The organism is Paenarthrobacter sp. NPDC090520 (genome assembly GCF_044769205.1).
Classification (GTDB): Bacteria; Actinomycetota; Actinomycetes; order Actinomycetales; family Micrococcaceae; genus Arthrobacter.
Map to the genome: position 1 here is coordinate 19,063 of NZ_JBIVXM010000014.1, position 26,393 is coordinate 45,455.

At 63.9% G+C, this 26,393-nt stretch carries 25 protein-coding genes and 1 tRNA gene; 19 read left to right on the forward strand and 7 right to left on the reverse strand.

Going from position 1 to position 26,393, the window contains the following annotated elements:
• The first annotated feature begins 56 nt into the window (after positions 1-56).
• The 10 genes from ACIQTZ_RS16465 to ACIQTZ_RS16510 all read left to right on the forward strand — a co-directional run bounded on the left by ACIQTZ_RS16465 (position 57) and on the right by ACIQTZ_RS16510 (position 9,770).
• The gene (locus tag ACIQTZ_RS16465) at positions 57-1,400 is read left to right on the forward strand and encodes a cation:dicarboxylate symporter family transporter (protein WP_402982310.1); all 1,344 of its coding nucleotides are present in this window, start codon (positions 57-59) and stop codon (positions 1,398-1,400) included.
• A gap of 244 nt (positions 1,401-1,644) precedes the next feature.
• Complete coding sequence (locus ACIQTZ_RS16470; RefSeq protein WP_397322929.1) at positions 1,645-2,544, forward strand: ParA family protein; 900 nt, start codon at positions 1,645-1,647, stop codon at positions 2,542-2,544.
• A gap of 38 nt (positions 2,545-2,582) precedes the next feature.
• The gene (locus ACIQTZ_RS16475) at positions 2,583-3,449 is read left to right on the forward strand and encodes a segregation and condensation protein A (RefSeq protein ID WP_402982401.1); all 867 of its coding nucleotides are present in this window, start codon (positions 2,583-2,585) and stop codon (positions 3,447-3,449) included.
• A complete protein-coding gene (locus ACIQTZ_RS16480; protein ID WP_402982312.1) occupies positions 3,442-4,098 on the forward strand; it encodes an SMC-Scp complex subunit ScpB in 657 nt (218 codons plus the stop codon). The genes ACIQTZ_RS16475 and ACIQTZ_RS16480 overlap by 8 nt, the downstream gene beginning before the upstream one ends.
• A 134-nt stretch (positions 4,099-4,232) precedes the next feature.
• On the forward strand, positions 4,233-5,444 hold the full coding sequence (locus tag ACIQTZ_RS16485) for a pseudouridine synthase (protein WP_402982314.1): 1,212 nt from the start codon (positions 4,233-4,235) through the stop codon (positions 5,442-5,444).
• 2 nt (positions 5,445-5,446) lie between these two features.
• Positions 5,447-6,553: a prephenate dehydrogenase gene (locus ACIQTZ_RS16490; RefSeq protein WP_402982315.1), complete on the forward strand. Its 1,107-nt coding sequence runs from the start codon at positions 5,447-5,449 to the stop codon at positions 6,551-6,553.
• Complete coding sequence (gene cmk / locus ACIQTZ_RS16495; RefSeq protein WP_402945697.1) at positions 6,553-7,266, forward strand: (d)CMP kinase; 714 nt, start codon at positions 6,553-6,555, stop codon at positions 7,264-7,266. Before ACIQTZ_RS16490 ends, cmk begins: the two co-directional genes overlap by 1 nt.
• The gene (locus ACIQTZ_RS16500; RefSeq protein WP_402982317.1) at positions 7,256-7,990 is read left to right on the forward strand and encodes a lysophospholipid acyltransferase family protein; all 735 of its coding nucleotides are present in this window, start codon (positions 7,256-7,258) and stop codon (positions 7,988-7,990) included. The genes cmk and ACIQTZ_RS16500 overlap by 11 nt, the downstream gene beginning before the upstream one ends.
• Positions 7,991-8,001: 11 nt before the next feature.
• Positions 8,002-9,552 carry a ribosome biogenesis GTPase Der gene (gene der / locus ACIQTZ_RS16505; RefSeq protein WP_400334699.1) on the forward strand — a complete coding sequence of 517 codons (1,551 nt, stop codon included), beginning with the start codon at positions 8,002-8,004 and terminating at the stop codon, positions 9,550-9,552.
• A gap of 141 nt (positions 9,553-9,693) precedes the next feature.
• Positions 9,694-9,770: transfer RNA gene (locus ACIQTZ_RS16510), tRNA-Pro, on the forward strand.
• Between the two features lie 110 nt (positions 9,771-9,880).
• Here the strand turns inward: ACIQTZ_RS16510 and ACIQTZ_RS16515 are convergent.
• Positions 9,881-10,327 carry a MarR family winged helix-turn-helix transcriptional regulator gene (locus tag ACIQTZ_RS16515; protein ID WP_402945701.1) on the reverse strand — a complete coding sequence of 149 codons (447 nt, stop codon included), beginning with the start codon at positions 10,325-10,327 and terminating at the stop codon, positions 9,881-9,883.
• A gap of 172 nt (positions 10,328-10,499) precedes the next feature.
• On the opposite strand from ACIQTZ_RS16515, the gene ACIQTZ_RS16520 reads away from it, so the two are divergent.
• On the forward strand, positions 10,500-11,708 hold the full coding sequence (locus ACIQTZ_RS16520; RefSeq protein WP_402982319.1) for an MFS transporter: 1,209 nt from the start codon (positions 10,500-10,502) through the stop codon (positions 11,706-11,708).
• 106 nt (positions 11,709-11,814) lie between these two features.
• Here the strand turns inward: ACIQTZ_RS16520 and ACIQTZ_RS16525 are convergent, their stop codons facing one another.
• Positions 11,815-12,405: a hypothetical protein gene (locus tag ACIQTZ_RS16525; protein WP_402982320.1), complete on the reverse strand. Its 591-nt coding sequence runs from the start codon at positions 12,403-12,405 to the stop codon at positions 11,815-11,817.
• Between the two features lie 117 nt (positions 12,406-12,522).
• On the opposite strand from ACIQTZ_RS16525, the gene gcvH reads away from it, so the two are divergent.
• From gcvH to ACIQTZ_RS16550, 5 genes are all read left to right on the forward strand, one after another.
• Complete coding sequence (gcvH, locus tag ACIQTZ_RS16530; RefSeq protein ID WP_400334692.1) at positions 12,523-12,909, forward strand: glycine cleavage system protein GcvH; 387 nt, start codon at positions 12,523-12,525, stop codon at positions 12,907-12,909.
• A 139-nt stretch (positions 12,910-13,048) separates the two neighbouring features.
• On the forward strand, positions 13,049-13,525 hold the full coding sequence (locus ACIQTZ_RS16535; protein WP_397322917.1) for an FHA domain-containing protein: 477 nt from the start codon (positions 13,049-13,051) through the stop codon (positions 13,523-13,525).
• A gap of 23 nt (positions 13,526-13,548) precedes the next feature.
• Entirely contained in the window at positions 13,549-14,265 is a 717-nt protein-coding gene (locus ACIQTZ_RS16540) for a MerR family transcriptional regulator (RefSeq protein ID WP_400334690.1), read from the forward strand.
• A complete protein-coding gene (locus ACIQTZ_RS16545) occupies positions 14,265-14,768 on the forward strand; it encodes a bifunctional nuclease family protein (protein WP_397322914.1) in 504 nt (167 codons plus the stop codon). Before ACIQTZ_RS16540 ends, ACIQTZ_RS16545 begins: the two co-directional genes overlap by 1 nt.
• Before the next feature lie 236 nt (positions 14,769-15,004).
• Positions 15,005-15,598, forward strand: coding sequence for a MerR family transcriptional regulator (locus ACIQTZ_RS16550; RefSeq protein WP_387438600.1), 594 nt, complete (start codon positions 15,005-15,007; stop codon positions 15,596-15,598).
• 82 nt (positions 15,599-15,680) lie between these two features.
• Here the strand turns inward: ACIQTZ_RS16550 and ACIQTZ_RS16555 are convergent, their stop codons facing one another.
• Complete coding sequence (locus ACIQTZ_RS16555; RefSeq protein WP_402982322.1) at positions 15,681-16,490, reverse strand: ParA family protein; 810 nt, start codon at positions 16,488-16,490, stop codon at positions 15,681-15,683.
• A gap of 307 nt (positions 16,491-16,797) precedes the next feature.
• On the opposite strand from ACIQTZ_RS16555, the gene ACIQTZ_RS16560 reads away from it, so the two are divergent.
• The gene (locus tag ACIQTZ_RS16560; protein ID WP_402982323.1) at positions 16,798-20,193 is read left to right on the forward strand and encodes a pyruvate carboxylase; all 3,396 of its coding nucleotides are present in this window, start codon (positions 16,798-16,800) and stop codon (positions 20,191-20,193) included.
• 78 nt (positions 20,194-20,271) lie between these two features.
• Here ACIQTZ_RS16560 and ACIQTZ_RS16565 read toward each other — a convergent pair whose 3' ends face one another.
• Entirely contained in the window at positions 20,272-22,083 is a 1,812-nt protein-coding gene (locus ACIQTZ_RS16565) for an AMP-dependent synthetase/ligase (protein ID WP_400334686.1), read from the reverse strand.
• 186 nt (positions 22,084-22,269) lie between these two features.
• On the opposite strand from ACIQTZ_RS16565, the gene ACIQTZ_RS16570 reads away from it, so the two are divergent.
• Positions 22,270-23,328: an ROK family protein gene (locus tag ACIQTZ_RS16570; protein ID WP_402982325.1), complete on the forward strand. Its 1,059-nt coding sequence runs from the start codon at positions 22,270-22,272 to the stop codon at positions 23,326-23,328.
• A gap of 30 nt (positions 23,329-23,358) precedes the next feature.
• Here the strand turns inward: ACIQTZ_RS16570 and ACIQTZ_RS16575 are convergent, their stop codons facing one another.
• The 3 genes from ACIQTZ_RS16575 to ACIQTZ_RS16585 are packed head-to-tail and all read right to left on the reverse strand — an operon-like array spanning position 23,359 to position 25,461.
• Positions 23,359-23,886 (reverse strand): hypothetical protein, encoded by a 528-nt coding sequence (locus ACIQTZ_RS16575; protein WP_402982327.1) that lies wholly within the window; start codon positions 23,884-23,886, stop codon positions 23,359-23,361.
• A complete protein-coding gene (locus ACIQTZ_RS16580) occupies positions 23,873-24,676 on the reverse strand; it encodes an alpha/beta hydrolase (RefSeq protein WP_400334681.1) in 804 nt (267 codons plus the stop codon). Before ACIQTZ_RS16580 ends, ACIQTZ_RS16575 begins: the two co-directional genes overlap by 14 nt.
• The gene (locus ACIQTZ_RS16585) at positions 24,673-25,461 is read right to left on the reverse strand and encodes an alpha/beta hydrolase (RefSeq protein ID WP_402982328.1); all 789 of its coding nucleotides are present in this window, start codon (positions 25,459-25,461) and stop codon (positions 24,673-24,675) included. The genes ACIQTZ_RS16580 and ACIQTZ_RS16585 overlap by 4 nt, the downstream gene beginning before the upstream one ends.
• A 106-nt stretch (positions 25,462-25,567) precedes the next feature.
• On the opposite strand from ACIQTZ_RS16585, the gene ACIQTZ_RS16590 reads away from it, so the two are divergent.
• On the forward strand, positions 25,568-26,359 hold the full coding sequence (locus tag ACIQTZ_RS16590) for a lysophospholipid acyltransferase family protein (RefSeq protein WP_402982330.1): 792 nt from the start codon (positions 25,568-25,570) through the stop codon (positions 26,357-26,359).
• The last annotated feature ends 34 nt before the right edge of the window (positions 26,360-26,393 follow it).

Consider the following 26,393-nt stretch of genomic DNA (forward strand, 5'->3'; position numbering starts at 1 on the left):
AGTGGACACAAGTGCAGGACCGCAGCGCCTTACACAGTATCCAGAAGGAGATTCCCATGACCTCTCAACGAGGAGAGTCGGCATTGGCCGCCACCGGCGGGCGCAAGGGGCTCGACAAGTCGCACTACCTGTACATCGCTGTCATTCTCGCAGTCGTGCTCGGTGCCGTTGTTGGCCTGGTGTTCCCCGAAGTCGGCAAGTCGCTCAAGCCGCTCGGCGATGGCTTCATCAAGCTGATCAAGATGATGATCGCACCCGTCATCTTCTGCACCATCGTCCTGGGCATCGGCTCCATTGCCAAGGCCGCCACGGTGGGCAAGGTGGGCGGACTCGCCCTGGGGTACTTCGTGGCCATGTCCACGTTCGCGCTCGCCATCGGCCTGGTGGTCGGCAACCTGATCCACCCGGGCGAGGGCCTCAAGCTGACCCCCTACGACCCCAACAAGAAGGCCGCCACGGACAGCACAGTGGACTTCCTGCTCGGCATCATTCCCGGGGATATTCCGGTGCTTCCCACCTTGCTGGCCGCCATCCTGGTGGGCTTCGCGCTCCAGAAGATGGGCAAGCAGGGCCAGCCGATCCTCGCCGCCATCGGCCACGGGCAGCGCCTCGTGTTCCGCATCCTGATCATGATCATGTGGCTCGCCCCGGTAGGTGCGTTCGGTGCCATTGCCGCCGTCGTGGGCGCAACCGGTGCGCAGGCAATCCTCAGCATGTTCACCCTGATGATCGCGTTCTACATCACCTGCATCCTGTTCATCGTGGTCATCCTCGGCACCCTGCTCCGTGCAGTCGCCGGTGTGAACATCTTCAAGCTGATGAAGTACCTGGCCCGCGAATACCTGCTCATCTTCTCCACCTCGTCCTCCGAAGCTGCGCTGCCTCGCCTCATCGCGAAGATGGAACACCTGGGTGTTTCCAAGCCTGTTGTCGGCGTGACGGTCCCCACCGGTTACTCCTTCAACCTGGACGGCACGGCCATCTACCTGACCATGGCCTCCCTGTTCGTTGCCAACGCCATGGGGACGCCGCTTGACCTGGGCGCCCAGATCTCCCTCCTGGTCTTCATGATCATCGCTTCGAAGGGTGCGGCAGGCGTCACCGGCGCCGGCTTGGCAACGCTGGCCGCCGGACTGCAGGCACACAAGCCGGAGCTGCTGGGTGGCGTGGGCATGATCGTCGGTATTGACCGCTTCATGTCCGAGGCGCGGGCGCTGACCAACTTCACCGGCAACGCCGTGGCCACAGTTCTGATCGGCACGTGGGTCAAGGAAATCGATAACCGTCAGGTCAACGAGGTCCTCTCGGGCAATGCACCCTTCGACGAGCAGACCATGCTGGCCCACGACGAGGTGGCCGAGGCTCCCGAAGCCGAAGCCCGCGAGAAGGCAACCGTCTAGTCCTCCACCGAATCCCGAGCCCGTCTGAAGGCCGGTGCCCGCAGGGGCGCCGGCCTTCTTTCGCGCGCGGGGGAGCGGGCAGACCCTAAACCTTCCACCTCTACTAGAGGGTAAAGGCTCAAAGGCCGGGCAATGTCAAGTTCCCCGGAATACCGTGTCGGTCGCTGTAGCCTAGGTGGGTAGCAGTGCTGGTCCCACGGGACCGGCGGCCGGGAAGATCGTCGTCGAAAGAGTGGTTGGATACGTGAGCATCGAACGGGGAACAGCAACCCTGGCAGGCACCGAGCTCGATCTGGAAGACGCAATCATGGGGCCCACGGGCCGCCCGCACCGCGACTTCCCGGAACCGGCTCCGCTTGCCTCGCACGGCCCGGCGAGAGTCATCGCCATGGTCAACCAGAAGGGTGGAGTGGGCAAGACCACGTCCACCATCAACCTTGCCGCCGCGCTCGCCGAGTACGGCCGCCGCGTGCTGTTGGTGGACTTCGACCCGCAGGGCGCCCTGTCGGCGGGGTTGGGCGTCAACCCCCATGAATTGGACCTCACCGTCTACAACGTGCTGATGGACCGTAAGGTGAGCATCCGCGAAGCCATCCACCAGACCGGCGTGGAGGGCGTGGACCTCCTGCCGGCCAACATCGACTTGTCCGCCGCCGAAGTGCAGCTCGTCAACGAAGTGGCCCGCGAGCAGGTACTGGACCGTGCCCTCAAGAGCGTCGAGGACGAATACGACGTCGTCCTGATCGACTGCCAACCGTCGCTGGGCCTGCTGACCGTCAACGCACTGACTGCCGCCCACGGTGTCATCATCCCGCTCATCTGCGAGTTCTTCGCCCTCCGCGCTGTCGCCCTCCTGGTGGAAACCATCGAGAAGGTGCAGGACCGCCTGAATCCACGCCTGCAGGTGGACGGCGTCCTGGCCACCATGTACGACGCCCGCACCCTGCACAGCCGCGAGGTCATCTCCCGCCTGGTGGAGGCGTTCGGTGACAAAGTGTTCGAGACCGTCATCAAGCGTTCCATCAAGTTCGCCGACGCCACCGTTGCCGCCGAGCCCATTACCAGCTACGCGGGCAACCACGTCGGTGCGGATGCCTACCGCCGGCTCGCGAAGGAACTGATCTCGCGCGGCGGCGCACCCTAGCCGTCGGCGTGGGATCGCCTTCTGCCCCACCGCTCGCGGTGGACTCCTCCGTTTCAACGCCCGACGCCGGCACCTCCGAAGCGTCAAAGGGCGGCTTCGAGGTACGGCTGGCCAATTTCACGGGCCCCTTCGACCTGCTGCTGGGCCTGATCGCCAAGCACAAGATGGATATCACCGAAGTTGCCCTCGCAACGGTGACGGACGAGTTCATCAAATACATCCGCAGGTTGCAGGAACTGGGGGAGGACTGGGCGCTGGACGAAGCCAGCGAATTCCTGGTCATTGCGGCCACTTTGCTGGATCTGAAGGCTGCCCGCCTCCTGCCCGCCGGCGAGGTGGAAGACGACGAGGACATTGCGCTGCTGGAGGCCCGTGACCTCCTGTTCGCGCGGTTGCTGCAGTACAAGGCTTTCAAGGAAGTGGCCGGACTCCTCGGCAACCAGTTGGAAGAAGAAGGCCGCCGGTTCCCGCGCCAAGTGGCCCTGGAGGGACATTTTGCGGCCTTGTTGCCGGAACTCGTGTGGCGCCACAGCCCGGAGCAATTTGCCGAACTGGCCGCCAAAGCGCTTGAACCCAAAGATGCCCCGCCCACCGAGGTGGGCTTGGGCCATTTGCATGCCCCACCTGTCAGTGTGAAGGAGCAAGCCGGGATCCTCGGCTACCGCCTGCAGTTGGGGGCGCCGCTGACGTTCCAGGTGCTGATCGCAGATGCCGAGAGCACCCTGGTGGTGGTTGCCCGCTTCCTGGCCCTGCTCGAGATGTTCCGTGACCGCGTGGTCGCGTTTGAGCAGCCCGCGCCCTTGGCCCAGTTGGTGGTCCGATGGAGTGGAAGCGACGCAGAATGGGACAGCTCAAACGTGAGCGAAGAGTACGAGGACCTGGGAGATGGAGCCGCAGATGACTGACCAGCCGGCAGGCACGGATGGCCTGGCCGAACTCGAGGCCCTCCCCGGCGGCGCAAAGGCAGCCCTGGAGGCTGTGTTGATGGTGATCGACGAGCCGGCCACCGCGGAGGAGCTGGCCGCGGGACTGAACGTGACCGTCGCCGTCGTCGATGATTTGCTGCAGGAAATCCGGCGCGAGTATAGCGGCTATACTGTTAAAGCCCCGGACGTGGATGCTGATGGCTTTGCCGCTGCCAGCAACGCACCCCGGGGTTTCGAATTGCGGAACATCGCCGGGGGTTGGCGGATCTACTCGCGGCCGGATTTCGCCCACATCGTTGGCAGGTTCGTCCTTGAGGGCCAAACCACCAGGCTGACCCAGGCAGCACTGGAGACTTTGGCGGTCATTGCCTATCGCCAGCCGGTCTCGAGGGCCAGGGTGTCCGCAATTCGCGGCGTTAACGTCGATTCCGTCGTCAGGACACTGACCCAGCGTGGATTGATCGAAGACGCCGGTAACGATCCCGAGTCCGGGGCAATCCTGTACCGGACAACCTCCTATTTCCTGGAACGAATGGGCATCGGTTCAGTCGCGGACTTGCCGCAGCTGTCACCGCACCTTCCCGGCCTCGAGGGGATCGACGAGTATTACGACGCAAGCCGGATGTGAGCATTCGGCACAAATACATATTGGTTCACGGCGCGCAGGGCGTGCCGCAGCAGCAGGGGCAGGCGATTGCCTGCCGGGCTGGCTAGTGTTGATTGCAGCACGGACGGCCGGCCAATACTACACAAGGACGGGTCATGACACAGGCGGGACGCCAGGGTTCACCACGTAACGGTTCGGGACGCAACAACTCCGGACGCAATGAGGCAAGGGGCGGCGCAGGGCGCTCCAACGCCGGCGGCTTTGCTGGCCGCGGCGGCAGTGCCGGCGCTGGAAAGCGCACCTTCAAGCAGGGCGAGGGCCGGCCGTTCAAGGCCGCAAAACCGCGGGAAGCGGCTCCTTTCGACCCCGACAACCCCACGACCGCCGGCGGTCGCAGCCAGGCGGCCAAGCCCGCCAAGCCCTTCCGCAAGCCCGGATCCAACAAGCCGGGTTACGGCAAGGCACCCGGCACGCCCGGCGCCCTCAAGCCCAAGCCGAAGCCCGGCAACGCCAAGCAGTACGGCTCCAAGGCCTTCGGCAGCGAGCGGTTTGGCCAAAACCTCGGTCCGGTCCGGAAGCCCGGCCGCAACCGCGGTCCGCGGGTGGACGTTCCCCAATCGGATCTGCATGACGTTGACGGCGTGCGCCTCCAGAAGGTCATGGCCCAGGCAGGCGTGGCTTCCCGCCGCGTGTGCGAGGAAATGATCCTGGAAGGCCGCGTCGAAGTGGACGGCCAGATCACCACGGAGCTTGGCATGCGCGTCGACCCCAAGTCGGCGGTCATCCACGTGGACGGCATCCGCATCCAGCTGGACGAAACCCTGGTCTACATGGTCTTCAACAAGCCCAAGGGTGTCGTGTCCACCATGGAAGACCCCGAGGGCCGTCCGTGCATCAGCGATTTCCTCAAGACCAACAAGAACAAGGGCGAACGCTTGTTCCACGTGGGCCGCTTGGACGTCGCCACCGAGGGTCTGCTGTTGCTGACCAACGACGGCGAGCTCGCCAACCGCTTGACCCACCCTTCGTACGAGGTACCCAAGACGTACCTGGTCCAGGTAAGGGGACCGTTCCCGCAGGGTGTCGGAGCCCAACTGAAGTCGGGCGTCGAGCTTGAAGACGGCGTGGCGGCAGTGGACTCCTTCCGTCTGGTTGACTCAACGCCTGGCCACGTGCTCATCGAGGTCGTGCTGCACTCCGGCAAGAACCGCATTGTGCGCCGCATGTTCGACGCCGTCGGCTTCCCGGTGCAGCGCCTGGTCCGCGTCAAGGTCGGACCGATTGGCCTGGGCGACCAGCGCCAGGGCAGCATCCGCAACCTCGGCAAGCAGGAAATCGGCCACTTGATGGCCGCCGTGGGACTCTAGTCATGTCGGCATTCCGCACGCACGGACGGGGCCATCTGGATGGCCCCGTCGTGGTACTTGGTACGGGCCTGCTCGGTGCCAGCATTGGCCTCGGCCTGCGTGGGCGCGGCGTCCCGGTTTTCCTGTTCGACACCTCGCCCACCAACCAGGCTGTGGCCGTGGACATTGGCGCGGGGCGTCCGCTTGACGAGCTGGATGCCCAGCCGCAGCTTGTGGTTGTGGCAGCACCGCCGGATGTCACGGCAGACGTCGTCGAGAAGGCGTTGGCTGACTACCCGGAAGCGGTGGTCGTCGATATTGCCAGCGTCAAGGCCGCCATCCAGGCCGACTTGCGTTCGCGGGGCGTGGATATGTCCCGCTACGTGGGCACCCACCCGATGGCAGGCCGGGAGAAGTCCGGACCCGTGGCTGCCAGGGGCGAGTTGTTCACGTCCATGCCGTGGGTCATCTGCCCGTCCGACGAAACAGCGGACGAGGCACGCCAAGTGGCGCGTTCGCTGGCGGGGGACCTGGGCGCGTTTGTTTCCCAGTTCAGCGCCGATGAACATGATGAGGCTGTGGCCCTGGTGTCGCACTTGCCGCAGATCATGTCCTCACTGCTGGCCAGCCGGCTTCAAGGCACGCCGCTCCATGCGCTGTCCCTTGCCGGTAACGGCCTGCGGGACACCACGCGTATCGCAGCGAGCGATCCCACCCTTTGGGTCCAGATCCTCGGTGGAAATGCGGGCAAGGTCGTGGAAATTCTCCATGGCGTCCGTGAGGACCTCAACCGGCTGATCGGTACCTTGGAAGATCCGTTGGCCCCTGGTGCCAGGCTTGACCTCGCCCAACTGATCAGCGAAGGCAACGCCGGGCAGGCCCGGATCCCGGGGAAGCATGGCGGCCCGCCGCAGGCATATTCCTGGTTGACCATCCTGGTCGATGACAGGCCGGGCCAGATCGCGCAGCTCCTCACCGAGATCGGCGAGATCGGCGTCAACCTGGAAGACCTTCGGCTGGACCATTCGTCGGGACAGAACGTGGGCATGGTGGAAATCTCCGTCCTGCCCAGCAAGCACGACCTCCTTGTTGAAGCATTGACCGATCGTGGATGGCGGGTACTCCAGTAATGACGCGTGAATTCTTTGGCCCGGAGACGGTTGCCCGTCCCGGCAAGCCGCTCGTGATAGCGATCGACGGTCCTTCGGGATCGGGCAAATCGAGTGTCAGCAAGGAAGTGGCCAAGCGGCTGAAGCTGGCCTATCTGGACACGGGCGCCATGTACCGCGCGCTGACCTGGTACTGCCTTAAGACAGGGGTGGACCTTCACGATGGCGCCGCCGTTGAACTTGCTTCCAAGACCATGCCGTTGGAAATCAGCACCAGTGCCGCGAACGAGTACGTGGCTGTGGACGGAACCGACGTGACGGAGGAAATCAGGGATCCCCGGATTTCCTCGTCCGTGAGTGCCGTGGCCACCACCCTGGGTGCCAGGACGGAACTGATCCGCCGTCAGCGGCAACTGATCGACCAGCACCATCACCGCATGGTGGTGGAAGGCCGCGATATCACCACGGTCGTCGCGCCCGGAGCCGAAGTGCGCATGCTCCTGACCGCCAGCGAGGAAGCCAGGCTCCGACGTCGCGGAATCCAGTTGGGCGGGACCCAGAGCAACGAACAACTGGCCGCCCAGGTGCTCCAGCGCGATGCGAAGGATTCCACGGTGGTGAACTTCACGCAGGCCGCTGACGGCGTGGTGACCCTGGATTCTTCGGACCTCGACTTCGAGGAAACCGTCCAAACTGCGTTGGCGATTGTCAGCAAGGTCATCTATGGCGACTGAGCAGCAGCGGCTACCGGCATCCTGGAACCGCTTCTGGAGCCGTCCCATCGGGTGGTTCCTGGATCACGTTCTGTACAGGACGTCGGTGGCGGGCAAGAGCAATATCCCTGCCGCCGGTCCGGTCATTTTTGCCGCCAACCACATCAGCTTCCTGGACGGCCCCGTCATGTACGGAGCCGCGCCGCGGCCCATGCACATCATGGTCAAGAAGGAGATGTTCAAGGGGTTCCTGGGCAGGGTCCTGACGGCTTCGGGCCAGATCCCGGTGGACCGCAGCGGCGACCGTGCCGCCTTGCACCTGGGCAAGGAACTGCTCGACGGCGGCCGTTGCGTCGGCATCCTGCCTGAAGGGACGCGGGGGACCGGTGCCGCCGAAAGCATCAGCAGCGGAGTTGCCTGGTTGGCTGTCAACTCCGGTGCCACGGTGATTCCCGTGGCCATCCTTGGAACGCGGCACCCGGGCGAGCACCGTGACCATATTCCCCGCCTGCGCAGGAAGCTGTACGTCAGCTTCGGCGAACCCCTGACGGTGCAGCGCCGGAAGGGCGAACCGGGGCGTGTTTCAATGGACAGGGCGGCGGCGGCAATCCGCGATGCCTTGGCAGCACACGTCCAGGAAGCCGTCCGGAAGACCGGGCAGGCCCTTCCCCGGGAAGCGGCCCCTGAACCGGACCAACACCACCGCCACATCGAAGTAGCCGGAACCCCGGCAGACCACCACTGAAGGAAAGTGCAATGAGCGATACGACTCAAAAATCCGGCCACCATGGTGCCGGCGACGACGAATACACGCCCACCGGCACCGACCAGGTGGCTGAAAACCTGGCTGCGCTGGACGACGAGGAGGCAGAGCTCCGGGCCGCCACCCTCCGTGCCGGACTCGATGATTACGAGCTCGACGAAGACGACGCTGCCCTGCTCAGCGGAGACTACGAGGACGAAGGCGACGAGGGACCACTCAAGCTGGATCCCGTCCTGGCCATCATCGGGCGTCCCAATGTTGGCAAGTCCACCCTGGTCAACCGCATCCTGGGCCGTCGCGAGGCCGTGGTTGAGGACACCCCGGGTGTCACCCGCGACCGTGTGATGTATTCGGCGCGCTGGAACGGCAAGAACTTCACGCTGGTGGATACCGGCGGGTGGGAGCACGACGCCAAGGGCATCCATGCCCGCGTGGCCGACCAAGCCGAGATGGCTGTCGAGCTGGCTGACGCAGTGCTGTTCGTTGTGGACTCCGCCGTTGGCGCCACGGCAACCGATGAGGGCGTCATGAAGATGCTCCGCAAGAGCAAGAAGCCGGTCATCATGGTGGCCAACAAGGTGGACGACTTTGCGCAGGAAGCCGACTCTGCCTCCTTGTGGGGCCTGGGTTTCGGCCAGCCGTATCCGGTTTCGGCCCTGCACGGCCGCGGGGTCGCCGACCTCCTGGACCATGTCATTGACACCTTGCCGGAGTTCTCGCTGGTGGAAGGCGTCGAGCGGTCCGGTGGTCCACGCCGCATCGCACTCATCGGTCGCCCGAACGTGGGCAAGTCCTCGCTGTTGAACAAGCTCGCTGGCTCGGAGCGTGTTGTGGTGGACCCGTTGGCGGGAACTACGCGTGACCCCGTAGACGAGTTCATCGAACTCGGCGACCGTACGTGGCGCTTCGTGGACACTGCCGGTATCCGCCGCCGCCAGCACATGGCCCAGGGCGCGGATTTCTACGCCTCGCTGCGAACGCAGGCCGCGCTCGAGAAGGCGGAGGTCGCCGTCGTGCTCCTCGCAGTGGACGAAGTCCTCAGCGAGCAGGACGTCCGCATCCTGCAGTTGGCCATCGAGTCCGGCCGTGCGCTGGTCCTGGCCTTCAACAAGTGGGACCTCCTGGATGATGAGCGTCGCCGTTATTTGGAACGCGAAATCGAACAGGACCTGGCGCACGTTGAATGGGCCCCCCGGGTGAACATTTCCGCCAAGACCGGCTGGCACAAGGACCGTTTGGTTCCTGCGTTGGACACGGCGCTGGAGAGCTGGGACCGCCGTATTCCCACGGGACGCCTCAACGCGTTCCTGGGTGAACTGGTAGCTGCCCACCCGCACCCCGTCCGTGGCGGAAAGCAGCCGCGCATCCTCTTCGGCACCCAGGCCTCCAGCAGGCCGCCGAAGTTCGTGCTGTTCACCACTGGCTTCCTGGACCCCGGATACCGCCGGTTCATCACGAGGCGCCTGCGCGAAACGTTCGGCTTCGAGGGCACGCCTATCGAGGTCAACATGCGCGTTCGCGAGAAGCGCGGCCGGAAAAAGTAAATGAGACGCGCATCACAGCCAACTTTGGCTCGGATGGCATAAGCGGCCTCCAACTTCGTGTAAGCTTTTGGAGGTGGTTCGGCCGGACTGCTTAGGTAGGAATCTTCGGAGGAATACCATGGCGGAGAACGGTGGAACCAGCGGGCTGTAGCGCAGCTTGGTAGCGCACTTGACTGGGGGTCAAGGGGTCGCAGGTTCAAATCCTGTCAGCCCGACCATAAAGGCCGGAGTCCCGTGGAAACACGGGACTCCGGCCTTTGGTCGTTAAGGGGTGCGGCCCCTCCTGGGCGGCCCGGCGAAAGCCAGGCCACCCCTGGGGGTGCGTGCGTCAGACTGCCTGCAAAGCCCCGATCGCCCGCACCAGCGGCTCGAGTTCCGGAACCCGTTCGGCCGCAGCCAGGGCAGATGCCAGCGTTTCGTCGTGGACGGGTTTGGCATCCAGGAGCAGCTTTTGTCCGGCCACTGTCAGTTCCGTGTAGATCCCACGCCGGTCATCGGCGCAGAGGATGCGGGTGAGGAGCCCGCGATCCTCCAAGCGGTTCACCAGCCTGGTGGTAGCGCTGCTGGAAAGTGCCGTGGCGCGGGCGAGTTGCTGCATGCGCATGTGCCATCCGTCCTGCCGGCTGAGCGCGTCCAGGACCGTGTACTCCACTACCGAGAGTTCGCTGGACGCCTGGAGTGCCTTCTCCAGTTCGGCCTCAATGCTCCCGTGCAAGGCGGCAAGCGTGCGCCAGCCCTGTGCCCGTACCTCGACGGCGTCATCCTTGATGCCCATGTCTGCTGTGCTCCTGACTTGGTGGTGGTCCGAATGCAGGCTCCACAAAGTAGTTGCTTGCGCAAATACCTAGCGTGTGCAACTATATATACAGCGTCTGCAACTATTATTCTACGGTTCCCGGCGGCGCACTTCCACTCCAGGGGACCACCCCAATGAAGGAGCTCTCCACATGCCTGCAGGGTTGATTGCCCTTGCCCTGGGCGGTTTCGGTATCGGACTGACCGAATTCGTTATCATGGGCCTCTTGCCCGAAGTAGCGGCTGATTTCCGCGTCAGCGAAGCGTCGGCCGGCTGGTTCATCTCCGGCTACGCCTTGAGCGTCACTGTCGGAGCCCTCCTGGTGACGGCGGCCGTGACCAGGCTTCCCCGAAAACCCGTACTCATGGGCCTCCTGGTCCTCTTCATTGTTGGCAACTTCCTGTCCGCGGTGTCGGAAAGCTATAGCGCCATGCTGGTAGGCCGGATCATTGCCGCGCTGTGCCATGGAGCCTTCTTTGGCATCGGTTCCGTGGTGGCTGCGAGCCTGGTTCCCGCACACAAAAAAGCCGGAGCAATCGCCATCATGTTCACCGGCCTCACCGCGGCCAACGTCCTGGGAGTGCCCTTCGGCACCCTCCTCGGCCAGAACTTTGGCTGGCGCTCCACTTTCTGGGCCATTACCGTCATTGGGGTCATTGCCTTGGCGGGGATTGCGCTCATGGTGCCCGAGGCCAGTGCCGATGCTGCCAAGAGCCTGCGCACCGAAATAGGGGCTTTCCGCTCGGGCCAGGTGTGGCTCTCCCTTGTGGTGACCATCCTCGGATTCGGCGGCATGTTCGGAGCGTTCACCTACATTGCCTTCACCTTGACCGAGGTCTCCGGGTTCGCGGCAAATTCGGTTCCGTGGCTTTTGGTGCTGTTCGGTGCCGGCCTGTTCGTGGGGAACTTCTTGGGCGGCAAGGCGGCGGACAAGGCCCTCGACGCATCCTTGATGGTGATCCTCGGTGGCTTGGTGCTGGTCTTGGTGTTCTTCGCCCTGACGGCTTCCAGCAGCATCGCCACCCTCGTCTCGCTTGCGCTCATGGGTGGGTTCGGCTTTGCCACGGTTCCCGGCCTTCAGATGCGCGTCATGCATTTCGCCACGTCGGCTCCCACCCTGGCGTCCGGGGCCAACATCGGTGCGTTCAACCTTGGCAACGCGCTCGGTGCCTGGCTCGGCGGCGTGACCATCAGCGCAGGCCTCGGCTACACATCGCCCATTTGGGCGGGTGCGGGGATCACGGTGGCAGCCCTGCTGGTCATGGTGGCAGCCGCAGTGGCGGCCAAACGCAAGGCTCCTTCGGCGCCAAAGCCGGCGTCCGACGTCGAACGCGAACCCCGGGCGGCCACTGTCGCCTGACGCTGACGGCAGCAGGGAAAAGCCCGCCGCGGATAGTCGTCCGGGGCGGGCTTCTTTCATGCTCTGTTGCCGTTGGGGCAGACTCCCGGGCGCAGATCGCCCGGGCTCATGGTCCGGCGGGCGTCCCGTTCCCTGCGTCTTCCGTCGACGCCGCAGCTTTGGCGGTACGCACGCGTTCCAGTTCGGCTTGCTTGAGTGCCTTCATTTGCTTGCCACGGCGACGCCACACTGCCCAAAGAATGGTGACTGCGGCGAAGATGACCGCGGCCGCCACTGCGGAGATCGCCGTCCACGTGGTGAAGAAGCCGGCATCCACGCTGAGGGTGCGCTGGCCTGCGTGGGCGGATTCGCTGGAGCCGAACACGATTCCCGCCGTCAGGAGGTTGGGCGTCGCGACGGCTACCGCCACCAGGAGAATGACGATCTTGAGGGGCCACTTCACAGCTTTGTGCGTGGCTTGCCAGGCAATCACCAAGGGAACGAAGGTGAAGACGAACCCGTAGAACATGCCCACCAGGACGCTGGCACCAAGGTCACGCCGAATTTGTCCCGCGATGACGTCGGACCACCAACGGGGGAGTATTGCGCCCAAAACAAAGTAGGCTGCCACGGCAACAAGCAATGCCACAATGACCAGGATTATTTTGACGCCCCAATTGCCCTTTTTCCCGGGTGGTACTTGTGCTTGTTCAGTCATGGGTCAATCATGGCAGAGACCTCACAGGGCGTAACGGAATTATGCCTATACTTTCAGCGGTGGCCGGATGCCCGGGCCGCCGTCGAGGTCCAATAAAGTCCCGATGAAAGGCGACTCATGAGCAATATTCCAGCCGATCTTTCCTATACCGCAGAACACGAATGGGTTTCGGCGCCGGACGGCGACGGAGTTGTCCGTGTAGGCATCACGGATTTTGCCCAGGATGCCCTGGGCGATGTGGTCTATGCCCAGATGCCGGAACCCGGAACCAAGATCACCGGAAATGATGTTGTGGGCGAGGTTGAATCGACCAAGAGCGTCAGCGATATCTATGCTCCGGTCAGCGGCGAAGTCATCAACAGGAATGACGCCCTGGACCAGGATCCTGCCCTCATCAACTCCGATCCTTACGGCGAAGGCTGGCTTTTTGAAGTCAAACTCGCCGAAGCTGACGCAGTGGATTCCCTGCTCAGTGCATCGGAGTACGAACAACAGGTAGGCTAAAGTTATCTGGCCCGCCCGGCTGTATTTCCCCGGAGGGGATTTACGGGAAGGGCGGGCCAGCAACCGATTTGCCCGGCGGTACCGGGAGGTGGATGTGGCCGGCAGGTTTTGGAATGCCGGCGGATGAGGAGGAAATTCCATGGTTGGCGGCGACAAGAACCAAGCCAATGTAGGGAACGGCGCGGAGGAGCAGCCCACGTCGGAGACCACCTCGATCAGCATCACGCCAACGTGGGATGAGCCCAGCATTGCCCCGAAGCTTGCGCCGGAGGAACGCGCCTCTGTTGACGCGCTGCCGCCGGATTCCGCACTGCTCATTGCCCACAGTGGCCCCAACGCCGGAGCGCGGTTCCTTCTCGATGCGGATACCACCACGGCCGGCCGGCACCCTGATGCGGACATCTTCCTGGACGACGTCACCGTTTCACGCAAGCACGTCGAATTCCACCGCACTTCCGCGGGCTTCGAACTCGTGGACATGGGAAGCCTGAACGGCACGTACGTCAACCACGACCGTGTGGACCGTGTTCAACTGAAGAGCGGCAACGAAGTGCAGATCGGCAAGTTCCGGCTGACCTACTACCTGAGCCCTGGCCGCCCGGCGGGCCAAGCCTGACCCCGGGGTACCTGCCTGTGGCAATGGCCCAGCCGGAACGTCGCGGACCGCAGGTCCTGAACATCGGGGAAGTCCTGGCTCAACTGAGTGACGATTTCCCCGGGATGACCGCGTCCAAGATCCGATTCCTCGAGGAAAAGGGCCTCATCAATCCCAAGCGCACGCCGGCCGGTTACCGGCAGTATGCGGACAGTGATGTGGAACGCCTGCGGTTCGTCCTGGCACTCCAGCGCGACCAGTACTTGCCGCTGAAGGTGATCAAGGATTACCTGGACGCGATCGACCGTGGGGAGCGCCCGGACAATCTTCCGCCGGGAGTCTCGGTCACACCCCGGGCCGTCACTGCCGAGATGGCTGCTGAGGTCCATGGCCGTGCCCGGACGCTGACGGAAGAACAGCTTCGCGCCGAGTCCGGTGCGAGCGTCCCCTTGCTGGAGTCCCTGCTGAGTTTCGGGTTGATCAGCCACATTGGCGGCAAGTTCGACGAACACGCCCTCCAGGTTGCCCGCGCCTGCGTCCAACTGGAAGTCCACGGCCTGGAGCCCCGGCACTTGAGGCCGTTCCAGGCCGCCGCCGACCGCGAGTTTGGCCTGGTGGAAAGGGCCGTGGCGCCGCTGACCTCGCGGAAGGATGCTGCGTCGCAGGCCCGTGCAGCCGAAGCCGCGCGTGAAATCAGCGACCTCTGCCTCACCCTTCACCGGGCGCTCGTCCACCACCGCATCTCACGGATGGACTCCTGATGATCGAAGTAGAAATTGTCGGCGTTCGCATCGAACTGCCCTCCAACCAGCCTTTGGTTCTGCTCCGGGAACTCAAGGGGGAGCGGCATGTTCCGATTTGGATCGGCACTCCCGAGGCCAGCGCCATTGCGCTGGCGCAGCAGGGTGTGGTCCCCCCGCGACCCATGACGCACGATCTCCTGATCGACGTTGTTGAGTCCCTGGGCCACTCGATCATCAGCGTCAACATCGTTGCGGTCGAGGACAACATCTTTTACGGCCAACTGCAGTTCGACGACGGCACGGTGGTCAGTTCGCGGGCGTCGGATGCCCTGGCCCTGGCTTTGCGGGCAAAATGCCGCATTTGGTGCGCCGACGCAGTCATGGAGGAAGCAGGCGTCCGTATCACTGAGCACGACGAGGGCGAAGACTCCGAGCCGGATCCCAGCGTGGACGAAGAACGTGAGATGCGCCGCTTCCGCGAGTTCCTGGACGATGTGGAGCCAGAGGATTTCGAAGGCTGAGTCACCCTAAGCCTAAAGTTGAGGGTGAAAGTTTCGACACGCCTTTTTTCGCGGCCAACGTCTTTGACCTAGGGCTCTTACCGGCCTAACGTCGAAGTATCAAGTTCCCGTTGCATACACTGCCGGCGCAAGTCACACTGGAAGGTGCGGTCTTGTGGGAATTACACGGCTGATTTTCAGCGTTGTGTGTCAGTGATGTGCACCGTCCCCAAGGGAACTGTCAACAAGGAGGTCACGTGAGTCCGAAAGGCGAAGCAGGCGAGCTGAAGCAGGCCTCGACCGGCATTGCCGCGCCCGCATCCGGCGCCCAAGGTTTGCTCTTTACGGAGGACCTTCCAGTGCTGGACGAGGACGCAGGCTACCGCGGCCCCACCGCATGCAAGGCCGCGGGAATCACGTACCGCCAACTCGACTACTGGGCACGCACCGGCTTGGTTGAACCCGCTGTCCGCGGCGCCGCCGGTTCCGGTTCGCAGCGCCTGTACGGATTCCGCGACATCCTGGTCCTTAAAGTCGTCAAGCGGTTGTTGGACACCGGAGTCTCGCTCCAGCAAATCCGGAGCGCCGTGGAGCACCTGCGGGAACGCGGTGTCGAAGACCTGGCACAGATCACGTTGATGAGTGATGGCGCCAGCGTCTACGAATGTACGTCCGCGGATGAAGTCATTGATCTGGTGCAAGGTGGCCAAGGCGTCTTCGGCATCGCCGTGGGCCGCGTGTGGCGCGAGGTCGAGGGGAGCCTCGCAGCCCTTCCGAGTGAGCATGCCGCCGAACAATCTTTTCCGGACGACGAACTCAGCAAGCGACGCGTAGCCCGCAAGATCGGCTGACCGCGCCCGGACTTTATGCAGTTCCGAAGAAGCCGCCTCCCTCATCGGGAGACGGCTTCTTTGCCTTGGTCCAGTGGGTGGCTCAGCCTTGGCGGCGGGCCTGGGATGCTGATGGACCTGTGATGAGGTTCTGCAGCAGGGAATCGAAAAGCTTGGCGGAGTTCTTGGCCGAGTCGCCGGGCCAGTGATGCACCGAATGGGCTGCACCCTGGATCTGCTGCCAGTTTGCCTGTTCGGGAATGTGCGGGCTCAGCAGGAGTTCCCCGAACATGGATTCCATTTCGGCAAGCCTGAACGCGTGTTCCGTCGATCCCGTCCGGACACGATTGGCAACGATGCCCGCCGGGGCCAGGTTCGGTGCAAATTCCTGCTTGAACAATTGGATGGCGCGCATGGTCCGCTCGGTTCCGGCAACGGAGAAGAGTCCGGGCTCAGCCACGAGCACTACGCGATCGCTGGCGCTCCAGGCCATGCGGGTCAGCCCGTTGAGTGACGGTGGGCAGTCCACCAGGACCAGGTCATAGCTACTGGTCCCCGCGAGGACGGCGGAGAGGCGCCGAAGATCCCTGCGGCTGAGGTCCGGCCGGTCATAGATGCCTGTCAGTGCCGAGCCGACGGCGACGTCCAGTGTCCCATTGCTGGAACCATTGGAAACCCAGCTGCTGCCGGAGACGTTCTCGGGGAGCCTGGCCTTGCGCGGGCTCTTGAGCATCCGTCCGATGTCCAGCTTTCCGTTTGGCTGGACGCCAAGGGCGGTGGTGGCATCGGCGTGGGGATCGAGATCCACCACCAAGGTGGAAATTCCTGCTGCGAGGGCCGCCGAGGCGAGGCCGGTTGTCACGGACGTCTTTCCCACGCCGCCTTTAAGGCTGCTGATGCTGACTACTTGCACTTGAAAACCCAAAACCTAACGCCGGTTGCCGTATCGCGCTGTTTTCCGCTCCTGCAGAGCTGGAGCCCGGGACTTGCCGAAGCCCCTTGAACATCATATGGTGCACGGCCCCCGAATCCCGCTTTCTACGCGCCCGGGGGACTCCTGCGAGCGGCCTGACATATCACGCCTTATGGTCCTCCGTACCCACATACAGCGCACATGACGAATACTGTTGTGATGGTTGCCACAAAGATTTGTGTTTGATGCTGGCGGCACTACACACTGTGACCACCGACCGATCCACCCGCAATGATGCAGGAGAAGTATGTTTTCGAAAATTCTGGTGGCCAATCGCGGAGAAATCGCGATTAGGGCGTTTCGCGCTGGTTATGAACTGGGCGCAAAAACCGTTGCCGTCTTCCCGCACGAGGATCGTAACTCGATCCACCGGCAGAAGGCTGACGAGGCCTACCTGATCGGTGAGGTGGGCCACCCGGTCCGCGCCTACCTGGACGTGGAGGAGGTTGTCCGCGTCGCCAAGGAAGCCGGCGCCGACGCCATTTACCCCGGTTACGGTTTCCTGTCCGAGAACCCGGACCTCGCCCGCGCGGCAGCGGCCCAGGGCATCACTTTCGTCGGCCCGCCCGCCGAGGTGCTCGAGCTGGCAGGCAACAAGGTTGCTGCCCTTGAGGCTGCCCGCAAGGCCGGCGTTCCCGTCTTGAAGTCGAGCAAGCCGTCCAAGGACCTGGATGAGCTGATCGCGGCAGCGGATGAGATCGGTTTCCCCATCTTCGCCAAGGCAGTCGCCGGCGGTGGCGGCCGTGGCATGCGCCGCGTCGAAACCCGCGAAGCGCTCCCCGAAGCCCTTCAGTCCGCCATGCGCGAGGCAGATGCCGCCTTCGGCGATCCCACGATGTTCCTTGAACAGGCCGTGCTGCGTCCCCGCCACATCGAAGTGCAGATCCTTGCCGACGCCGAGGGCAACGTCATGCACCTGTTCGAACGTGACTGTTCGCTGCAGCGCCGCCACCAGAAGGTGGTGGAAATCGCTCCGGCGCCGAACCTGGACGAAAACATCCGACAGGCCCTTTACCGCGACGCAGTCGCTTTCGCGAAGGCGCTGAACTACGTCAACGCCGGAACCGTCGAGTTCCTGGTGGACACCGAGGGTGCCCGCGCAGGCCAGCATGTCTTCATCGAGATGAACCCCCGCATCCAGGTTGAGCACACGGTCACCGAAGAGATCACGGACGTGGACCTGGTCCAGGCCCAGATGCGCATTGCCTCGGGCGAGACCCTCGCCGATCTTGGGCTGAGCCAGAAAACCGTCGCGATCAAAGGCGCCGCACTGCAGTGCCGCATCACCACCGAGGACCCCGCGAACGGTTTCCGTCCGGACGTCGGAAAGATCACCGGCTACCGGTCGGCCGGTGGCGCCGGTGTCAGGCTCGACGGCGGTACCGTTTACTCCGGTGCCGAGATCAGCCCGCACTTCGACTCGATGCTGGTCAAGCTCACCTGCCGCGGACGTGACTACCCGGCTGCAGTCGCCCGCGCCCGCCGCGGCCTCGCCGAATTCCGTATCCGCGGCGTATCCACCAACATCCCGTTCCTGCAGGCTGTCCTGGCGGACCCGGACTTCAACGCCGGCAACGTGGCCACTGACTTCATCGACAAGCGCCCCGAACTGCTCAAGTCCCACATTTCGGCGGACCGTGGCACCAAGCTCTTGACCTGGCTGGCAGACGTTACGGTGAACAAGCCCAACGGGGAACTGACGGTCCAGTCGGACCCGGCCGACAAGTTGCCGGTTGTCGATGGCCCAGTGCCCACCTCGGGTTCACGTCAGCGCCTCCAGGAACTTGGTCCGGAAGGTTTCGCCAAGGCCCTTCGCGAACAGCAGGCCCTCGCCGTCACGGACACCACGTTCCGTGATGCCCACCAGTCCCTCCTGGCCACTCGCGTGCGCACCCGCGATCTCGTTGCTGCCGGCCCTGCGGTCACGGCTTTGCTGCCGGAACTGCTTTCCGTCGAAGCCTGGGGTGGAGCCACGTACGACGTCGCGCTTCGCTTCCTCGGCGAAGACCCATGGGACCGCTTGGCTGCTTTGCGCCAGGCACTGCCCAACACGTGTATCCAGATGCTGCTCCGCGGCCGGAATACCGTTGGCTACACACCGTACCCGGAAGAAGTCACGGAAGCGTTCGTCAACGAAGCCGCTGCCACCGGCATCGACATTTTCCGCATTTTCGACGCGCTGAACGACGTGAACCAGATGGCTCCTGCCATCCGCGCCGTCCGTGCCACGGGGACGGCAGTCGCCGAGGTGGCTCTCTGCTACACCGGCAACCTGCTTGACCCCGAAGAGAAGCTGTACACGCTCGACTACTACCTGGACCTCGCCCAGAAGATCGTCGACGCCGGTGCCCACATCCTCGCGATCAAGGACATGGCCGGCCTGTTGCGTCCGGCCGCGGCGGCCAAGCTGGTTTCCGCGCTGCGCGAGCGGTTCGACCTCCCGGTCCACCTGCACACGCACGACACCGCCGGAGGACAGCTTGCAACGCTGCTCGCCGCTGTCGACGCCGGTGTGGACGCCGTCGACGTTGCAGCCGCTTCGCTCGCTGGTACGACGAGCCAGCCGGCAGCTTCTGCCCTCGTGGCAGCCTTGGCCAATACGCCGCGGGACACAGGCCTCAGCCTGGAGAACGTGGGGGCCTTCGAACCGTATTGGGAAGCCGTGCGCCGTGTGTACGCGCCCTTCGAGTCCGGCCTTCCGGGACCCACAGGCCGGGTTTACCAGCACGAAATCCCGGGTGGCCAGCTCTCCAACCTCAGGCAGCAGGCGATCGCCCTGGGCCTCGGTGAGCAGTTCGAGGCCATCGAGGACATGTACACGGCTGCCGACCGGATCCTTGGCCGCCTCGTCAAGGTGACCCCGTCGTCCAAGGTGGTGGGTGACCTCGCCCTGCACTTGGTGGGACTGAACGCCGATCCTGCCGACTTCAACGAGAACCCGCAGAACTACGACATTCCGGATTCCGTCATCGGTTTCCTCTCCGGCGAACTCGGTGATCCTCCCGGAGGCTGGCCCGAGCCGTTCCGCACCAAGGCCCTCCAAGGCCGCAGTGTGAAGGTGCGCGACGTCGAGATCAGCGCAGAGGACAGCGCCGCGCTGAAAGCGGATTCCAAGACCCGCCAGCAGACGCTTAACCGTCTCCTGTTCGCCGGTCCCACCAAGGACTACCAGAAGAGCGTTGACACGTACGGCAACATCTCTGTCCTTGATACGCGCGACTACCTTTACGGCCTGCAGCGCGGTGCAGAGCACATCATCGAACTGGAGAAGGGCGTCCGGCTCATCGCGCAGCTGGAAGCTGTTTCCGAAGCCGATGAAAAGGGCATGCGTACGGTGATGTGCACGCTCAACGGACAGTCCCGTCCGGTGGTTGTCCGTGACCGTTCCGTGGTGAGCAACGTCAAGGCCGCCGAGAAGGCCGATCCCGCCCAGCCGGGCCAGGTCGCGGCACCGTTTGCCGGTGCCGTCACGGTGACCGTGAAGGTTGGCGATGAAGTCAAGGCCGGCGATACCGTCGCCACCATCGAAGCCATGAAGATGGAAGCGTCAATCACCACACCGGTGGCAGGAACGGTTTCCCGCCTCGCCATCTCCGCGGTGGAGCAGGTCCAGGGCGGCGATTTGCTGCTCGTGGTCGGCTAGCCACTGAACTGAAAGAACCCCGCCGGGAAATTTTCCTGGCGGGGTTCTTTGCTGCTATGGACTTTTTACCGGGAGGTCCTAGGAGGCCCTCGGTGCCGAGTACATATCCTCGATCACCGTGTCGAAGTCCTTCATGACCTGTGCGCGCTTGACCTTGAGCGAAGGAGTCAAATGGCCGGACGCCTCGGTAAAGTCCGAGGGAACGATCCGGAACGACTTGATCGCCTCGGCCTGCGAGACGGACTGGTTGGCCTTGCTGATGAGTTCCTGGACTGCTGCCTTCACTACGGCGTTGTCAGTTGCTTCTTCCAGGGTGGTGGAACCCGGGAGTCCGTGGCGTTCAAGCCAGCCCGGCAGGGCTTCCTCATCGAGGGTCACCAAAGCCCCAATGAACGGGCGGTTGTCGCCCACCACGAGCACTTGGGAGACCAGTGCATCTGCCCGGATCTGGTCCTCAAGGAGTGCCGGGACCACGTTCTTGCCACCGGCGGTGACAATGATTTCCTTCTTGCGGCCGGTAATCTTAAGGAAGCCGTTGCTGTCCAGTTCGCCGATGTCTCCGGTCCGGAACCAGCCATCAACGAAGGTCTCGTCGGTGAGGTCCTCGCGCTTGTAGTAGCCGCGCATCACGCAGACGCCCTTGGTGAGGATCTCGCCGTCGTCCGCAATCTTGACCGCGTTGCCCGGAAGCGGCGCTCCCACTGTGCCGATCTTGATCATCGACGGCGTGTTCACCGAGATCGGTGCCGTGGTTTCGGTGAGGCCGTAGCCTTCCAGGATCTGGAGGCCAATGCCTTGGAAGAAGTGGCCAAGGCGTTCGCCGAGCGGGCCTCCTCCCGAAACTGCGTGGGCAACATGCCCGCCCATGGCCGCGCGGAGCTTGCCATACACGAGCTTGTCGAAGACCGCGTGTTTGATCTTGAGGCCGAATCCCAAGGAGCCGGACTGGCGTGCCTTGGAGTACTCGATCGCGGTGTCCACCGCACGGTGGAAGATGGCACCCTTTCCGCCGTCCTCTGCCTTGGTCAGTGCCGAGTTGTAGACCTTTTCGAAGACGCGGGGTACGGCGAGGATGAACGTCGGCTGGAAGCTCTGGAGATCGCCGAGGAGGTTCTTGATATCCGGGGTGTGCGCTACTTGGACGCCGCCGGCTACCGCCAGGACGGAAATGAAACGGGCGAAGACGTGTGCCAGCGGAAGGAACATGATGGTCTTCCCCGACTCGTTGATGATCTCGCCGAGTGCTGCACGGGCATTCTCGGAAAGTTCCACGAAGTTGCCGTGGGTCAGTTCGCAGCCCTTGGGGCGGCCTGTGGTGCCGGAGGTGTAGATGATGGTGGCGAGGTCGGAGAGGCCGGCCGCGGAGCGGCGGGTTTCCAGCTCGTCATCGCTGACGTCAGCCCCGGCGGCGCGAAGGGCGTCCAGCCCGGATCCTTCGAGCTGCCAGACGTTGGTGACAGTGCTGATGTCCTCGGCAGCGACGGCCTGCCGGATGATGTCCTCGTGATGGGCGGCTTCGCCGAACGCTGCCACGGCTCCTGAATCACCGAGGTTCCAAGCCACCTGCGACGGCGAGGATGTCTCGTAGATCGGCACGGAGACGGCGCCGGCGAACCAGATGGCAAAGTCCACCAGGGACCATTCGTAGCGGGTGCGGGACATGATGCCCACGCGGTCGCCCGCGCCTACGCCGCTGGCGATCAGGCCCTTGGCCAGGGCTTTGACGTCGGCGAGGAAATCGGTGGCGCGGATGTCCTGCCATTGGCCTTGGCTGTCCAGCTTGGAAAACAGTGCGGGGTTGGATGCCTTCGCGGCCTCCCGGACAACGAAGTCCGTGATATTGGTTTCGGGGGCGACATTGACGAGGGGAGGAACACTGATTTCACGCACGGCAGCTCCTTTGATATCCACGGGCCACAAGGGGCACTGTCCACTCTAGTATGCCCACTCATGGAGGTGTGTCCGATTTCACCTACTGGCGAGTAACTTTACGGATCGCCCGCCATTTTGGGCAACTTGGCGCCACGATCGACGCCCGATGCCGGGCTGCCCGGGGCAGCGGAATAGGATGAGGGGATGCCTCAAATTCGGTCAAGCTCGCGTCCCCGGCTCCGGCCTCCTGTTGCCGGTTGGAAAGACGTTCCGTGGGGCGCCCGCCGCAGCCACCTTGGCCGGCGTGGGCTGGCCATCGGCATCGACATCGGCGGAACCAAGGTGGCCGCCGGCGTGATCGACGCCGACGGCCGGGTGCTGGCCGAAGCCCGCCGTGCCACTCCGGGGGCCGATGCCCGGGCCGTCGAGCGGACCATCGTGGAACTGGTGGACGAGCTCAGTGCCGATCACCGGATCGCTTCCGTGGGTATTGGGGCCGCCGGATGGATGGACCTCGACGGCGGAACGGTCCTGTTCAGCCCGCATCTGGCCTGGCGCAACGAGCCCCTGCGCGAAAGCCTCCAGAACCTCTTGCGGCGCCCGGTCCTGTTGACCAACGACGCCGATGCCGCCGCGTGGGCGGAATGGCGCTTTGGTGCCGGCCAAGGAGAGAGCCGCCTGGTGTGCATCACCCTGGGCACCGGGATCGGCGGCGCCATGGTGATGGACGGCCGCGTGGAGCGCGGCCGCTTTGGCGTGGCCGGCGAGTTCGGCCACCAGATCATCTTCCCCGGCGGCCACCGCTGTGAATGCGGAAACCGGGGCTGCTGGGAACAGTACGCTTCAGGCAATGCCCTGGGACGTGAAGCCAGGCAACTCGTCAAGACCAACTCACCCGAGGGCCGGGGCCTCCTTGAAAAGGCCGGCGGCGTGGCGGACAGCATCACCGGAGCTGCAGTGACCACGTTGGCATTGAACGGTGACGCCACTTCCAAGGAACTTATTGCCGATCAGGGTGAGTGGCTTGGCCTTGGGCTCGCCAATCTCGCAGCAGCCTTGGACCCGGGCATGTTCGTCATTGGCGGCGGATTGTGTGACGCCGGCGATCTCCTGGCCGATCCGGCAAGGTCCTCCTTTGCGAAGAACCTGACTGGACGCGGCTTCCGGCCGATGGCCCGGATCGAACTCGCAGCGCTGGGGCCGCGGGCCGGGATGATTGGCGCAGCCGATCTGTCGCGGGTCAGCGGACGCGCGCACAGCTAGGCATTCAACCGCAGGCCGGAGGCTGCGCGCCTAGATGCGTGCGCCGTCGTCGTCCTCGTTCTTTTCGCGCGGAAGCCGCATGATGAGGTAGACCACCGAAGCAACAAAGGCTGCCACGATCCCCAGGATCGCTGCCAAGGGTGCCGAGCGCCAGAACATGGCCGTGAACAACAGGGCGAGCGGGCCTCCGACGGCGCCGAACCACGCCAGCATGGTCAGCGGCTCCGTTCCCGCCAGGCTCGGCGGTTCCTCCGGAACGAAGGCCCCGTCGTCGTCGGCCACATCGTAGTCCCGGGGACCTGAGGTGAAACCGGAACCATGCTGCTGGCGAGGTGCATCAGTGCCTGGTGCGTCCTGCCCTGCACCCCGAGCCGAGAGGCCCAGCGGGTCGAAATCCTGGAAGGATTTACGGTCAGCTCCAGGATCCGGGGCGCCCGCGGGTTCCGCGTCCGAAGGCGAAGATTCGGTCGCCTCCAGGCGTGCTACCAGGTCCAGCCATACGGCGTCGTCGTCCTTATTGGCGCTTTGGTCGGCTGAGTTGGGATCAGGCCTGTTCATTGGCTTTATCCTTTTCGAGCGATGGCCCGCTGCCGGCCAGTGCCGCCAGGGTTTTCTGGATGAACCCAACAGTGCCCGAGAAAATTTCCGGAGCGTCGTTGTCGAGGGTTGCCACATGGTAGCTGTTCCTGAGGTAGCTGACATCCACGTTGGCCTGTACCCGCGATTGCAGGATGGCCAGGCTTGCGTCGGACACGATGTTGTCAACCGTTGAACGGAACACCCGGACAGGGGCGTTGATCCGGGGGAGGAGGCGCACCGTGTCCTTGTACATCAGTTTCAACTGGTGGGCTGCTGCCACCGGCGTCCGCGGATAGGCGCCCTCGTCCTGGTCCGGTTTGAGGATGTCGTTGGCGATCGCCGGTGTGCTTTTCAGGACGTACTTCAACGCGCCCACGATCACTGCGCGGGGATCATCCAGCACCATCCCCGGGTTGACCACGATGGTGCCCGCCACAGGTCGCGTGGCGGCGATCCGCAAGGCCAAGGTGCCGCCCATGGACAGTCCTGCGGCGAAGACGTAGTCGCACTCTTCGGCAAGTTCCAGATAGGCGTGGTCCACTGCGCGGTGCCACTCGTGCCAGGAGCGCGTGGCCATGTCCTGCCACGTGGTCCCGTGGCCGGGCAACAGCGGAAGATTGACGGCATAACCGGCGTCCGCCAAGTGCTCCGCCCACGGCCTGATGCTGCGGGGGCTTCCGGTGAATCCGTGGGACATGACCACGCCAATGCGCGGTCCGGAGCCCATGGAGGCGCTGCGGAACGGAGCAGAATCGGGAAGCTTGTTCATGATGTCTCCGAGGCTACTCTGTCGCCGGCATGACGGCGGAAAAACTGAGCGGATTCTTCAAAAATAGTGGGGGCATCCACATCCAAGGTGGCCACATGTCCACTGCCGGGAAGGGAGACCACCCGGAGCCGGGACGGATCCAGGTGCTTGGCAATCGTGGCCACGGAACTTGGCGGGATGACGCCGTCCACAGCCGACTTGAACACCAACGCGGGTGCGTGGACCTGGGGCAAGGCGCGCGTCGCGTGCCTGAAAAGCTTCTTGAGTTCGTGGACGGACTGCAACGGCGTCTTCGAATAGTCGCCGTCCTCCGTGGCGGCCGCTGTCGGTTTCTCTTCCTCAATGGGGGACGTGGTGCGCATGACGTACTTCAGGGCACCCACGTAGCGCACCCGGCGGTCATAGAAGCTCAAACCGGGGTTGACCAACACCAGGCCTGGAACAGGGTGGAGGGAAGCCACGCGCAGGGCGACGGCCCCGCCCATGGAGAGTCCGGCAACGAAACAGGCATTGGTTTGTCCGGCGAGATCCAGGTAGCTTCTTTCGAAAGCCCTGTACCAGTCCTGCCAGCGGGTCGTGGCAAGATCCCGCCAGTTGGTTCCATGTCCCGGGAGAAGCGGCACCGAGACGGCGAAGCCCCGCTCCGCCAAGTACTCCGCCCAGGGGAGTACGCTCTGGGGACTACCGGTGAATCCATGGCAGATGGCGATACCCGTGGAGGCGTTTTCCCCGTGGCCCGGGTGGTGGAAAGCCAGTGGGGCCGCCGCTTGGTGTGGTTCCGTCATGGCTCCATCGTGTCACTGTTCCGGGCATTTCTCACTGGAGTAGGGTTGCTGTTGAATCCTGGCCGCAGCCGGGAGGGCATCTGCCATCGGCCGTGAGAGGACAACCGTGTTCTATTGGGTCATGAAGAGGATCTTCCTCGGTCCCATCGTCAAACTCCTGTTCAGGCCTTGGGTCAAAGGCCTGGACAACGTTCCAGCGGACGGTGCCGCCATCCTGGCATCGAACCACCTGTCATTTTCGGACTCGATCTTCCTTCCCTTGATGGTGCACCGGCCTGTGGTCTTCCTGGCCAAATCGGAGTACTTCACGGGCAAGGGCATCAAAGGCAGGTTGACGGCCCTTTTCTTCAGGTTGAGCAACCAGTTGCCCATGGACCGGTCGGGCGGCGCGGCCTCGGAGACGTCGCTGCAGGCAGGCAAGGATGTCCTGGCCGCCGGCGGGCTGCTGGGGATCTATCCCGAGGGGACCCGCAGTCCGGATGCCCGGCTCTACCGTGGCAAAGTGGGTGTCGCCCGCCTGGCCCTGCAGACACGGGTTCCCGTGGTGCCGGTGGCTATGATCGGAACGGAAAAGGTGCAGCCCATTGGAAAGAGGCTGCCTAACATCCGTCGGATCGGCTTGATCTTTGGGCAACCCATGGACTTCAGCCGGTACTACGGCATGGAGGAAGACCGGCACATCCAGCGGGCCGTCACTGACGAAATCATGTATGAACTCATGAGGTTGTCCGGTCAGGAATATGTGGATGAGTATGCGGCAGTGGTTAAGGCCAGGCTGGCCGGCAAGGGCCCGGAGCCGGTTCAGAAAGTCGAAGCGGCAGAGGAAGCTCCGGGTGGGATAGCGGAAGACCGGGAGGAGCCCGGCAGTGGCATGGGCCCCTCCGGCAGGGCACTGTGACGCATCCGGCAGGATGGGTTACGGATGCTGTGCC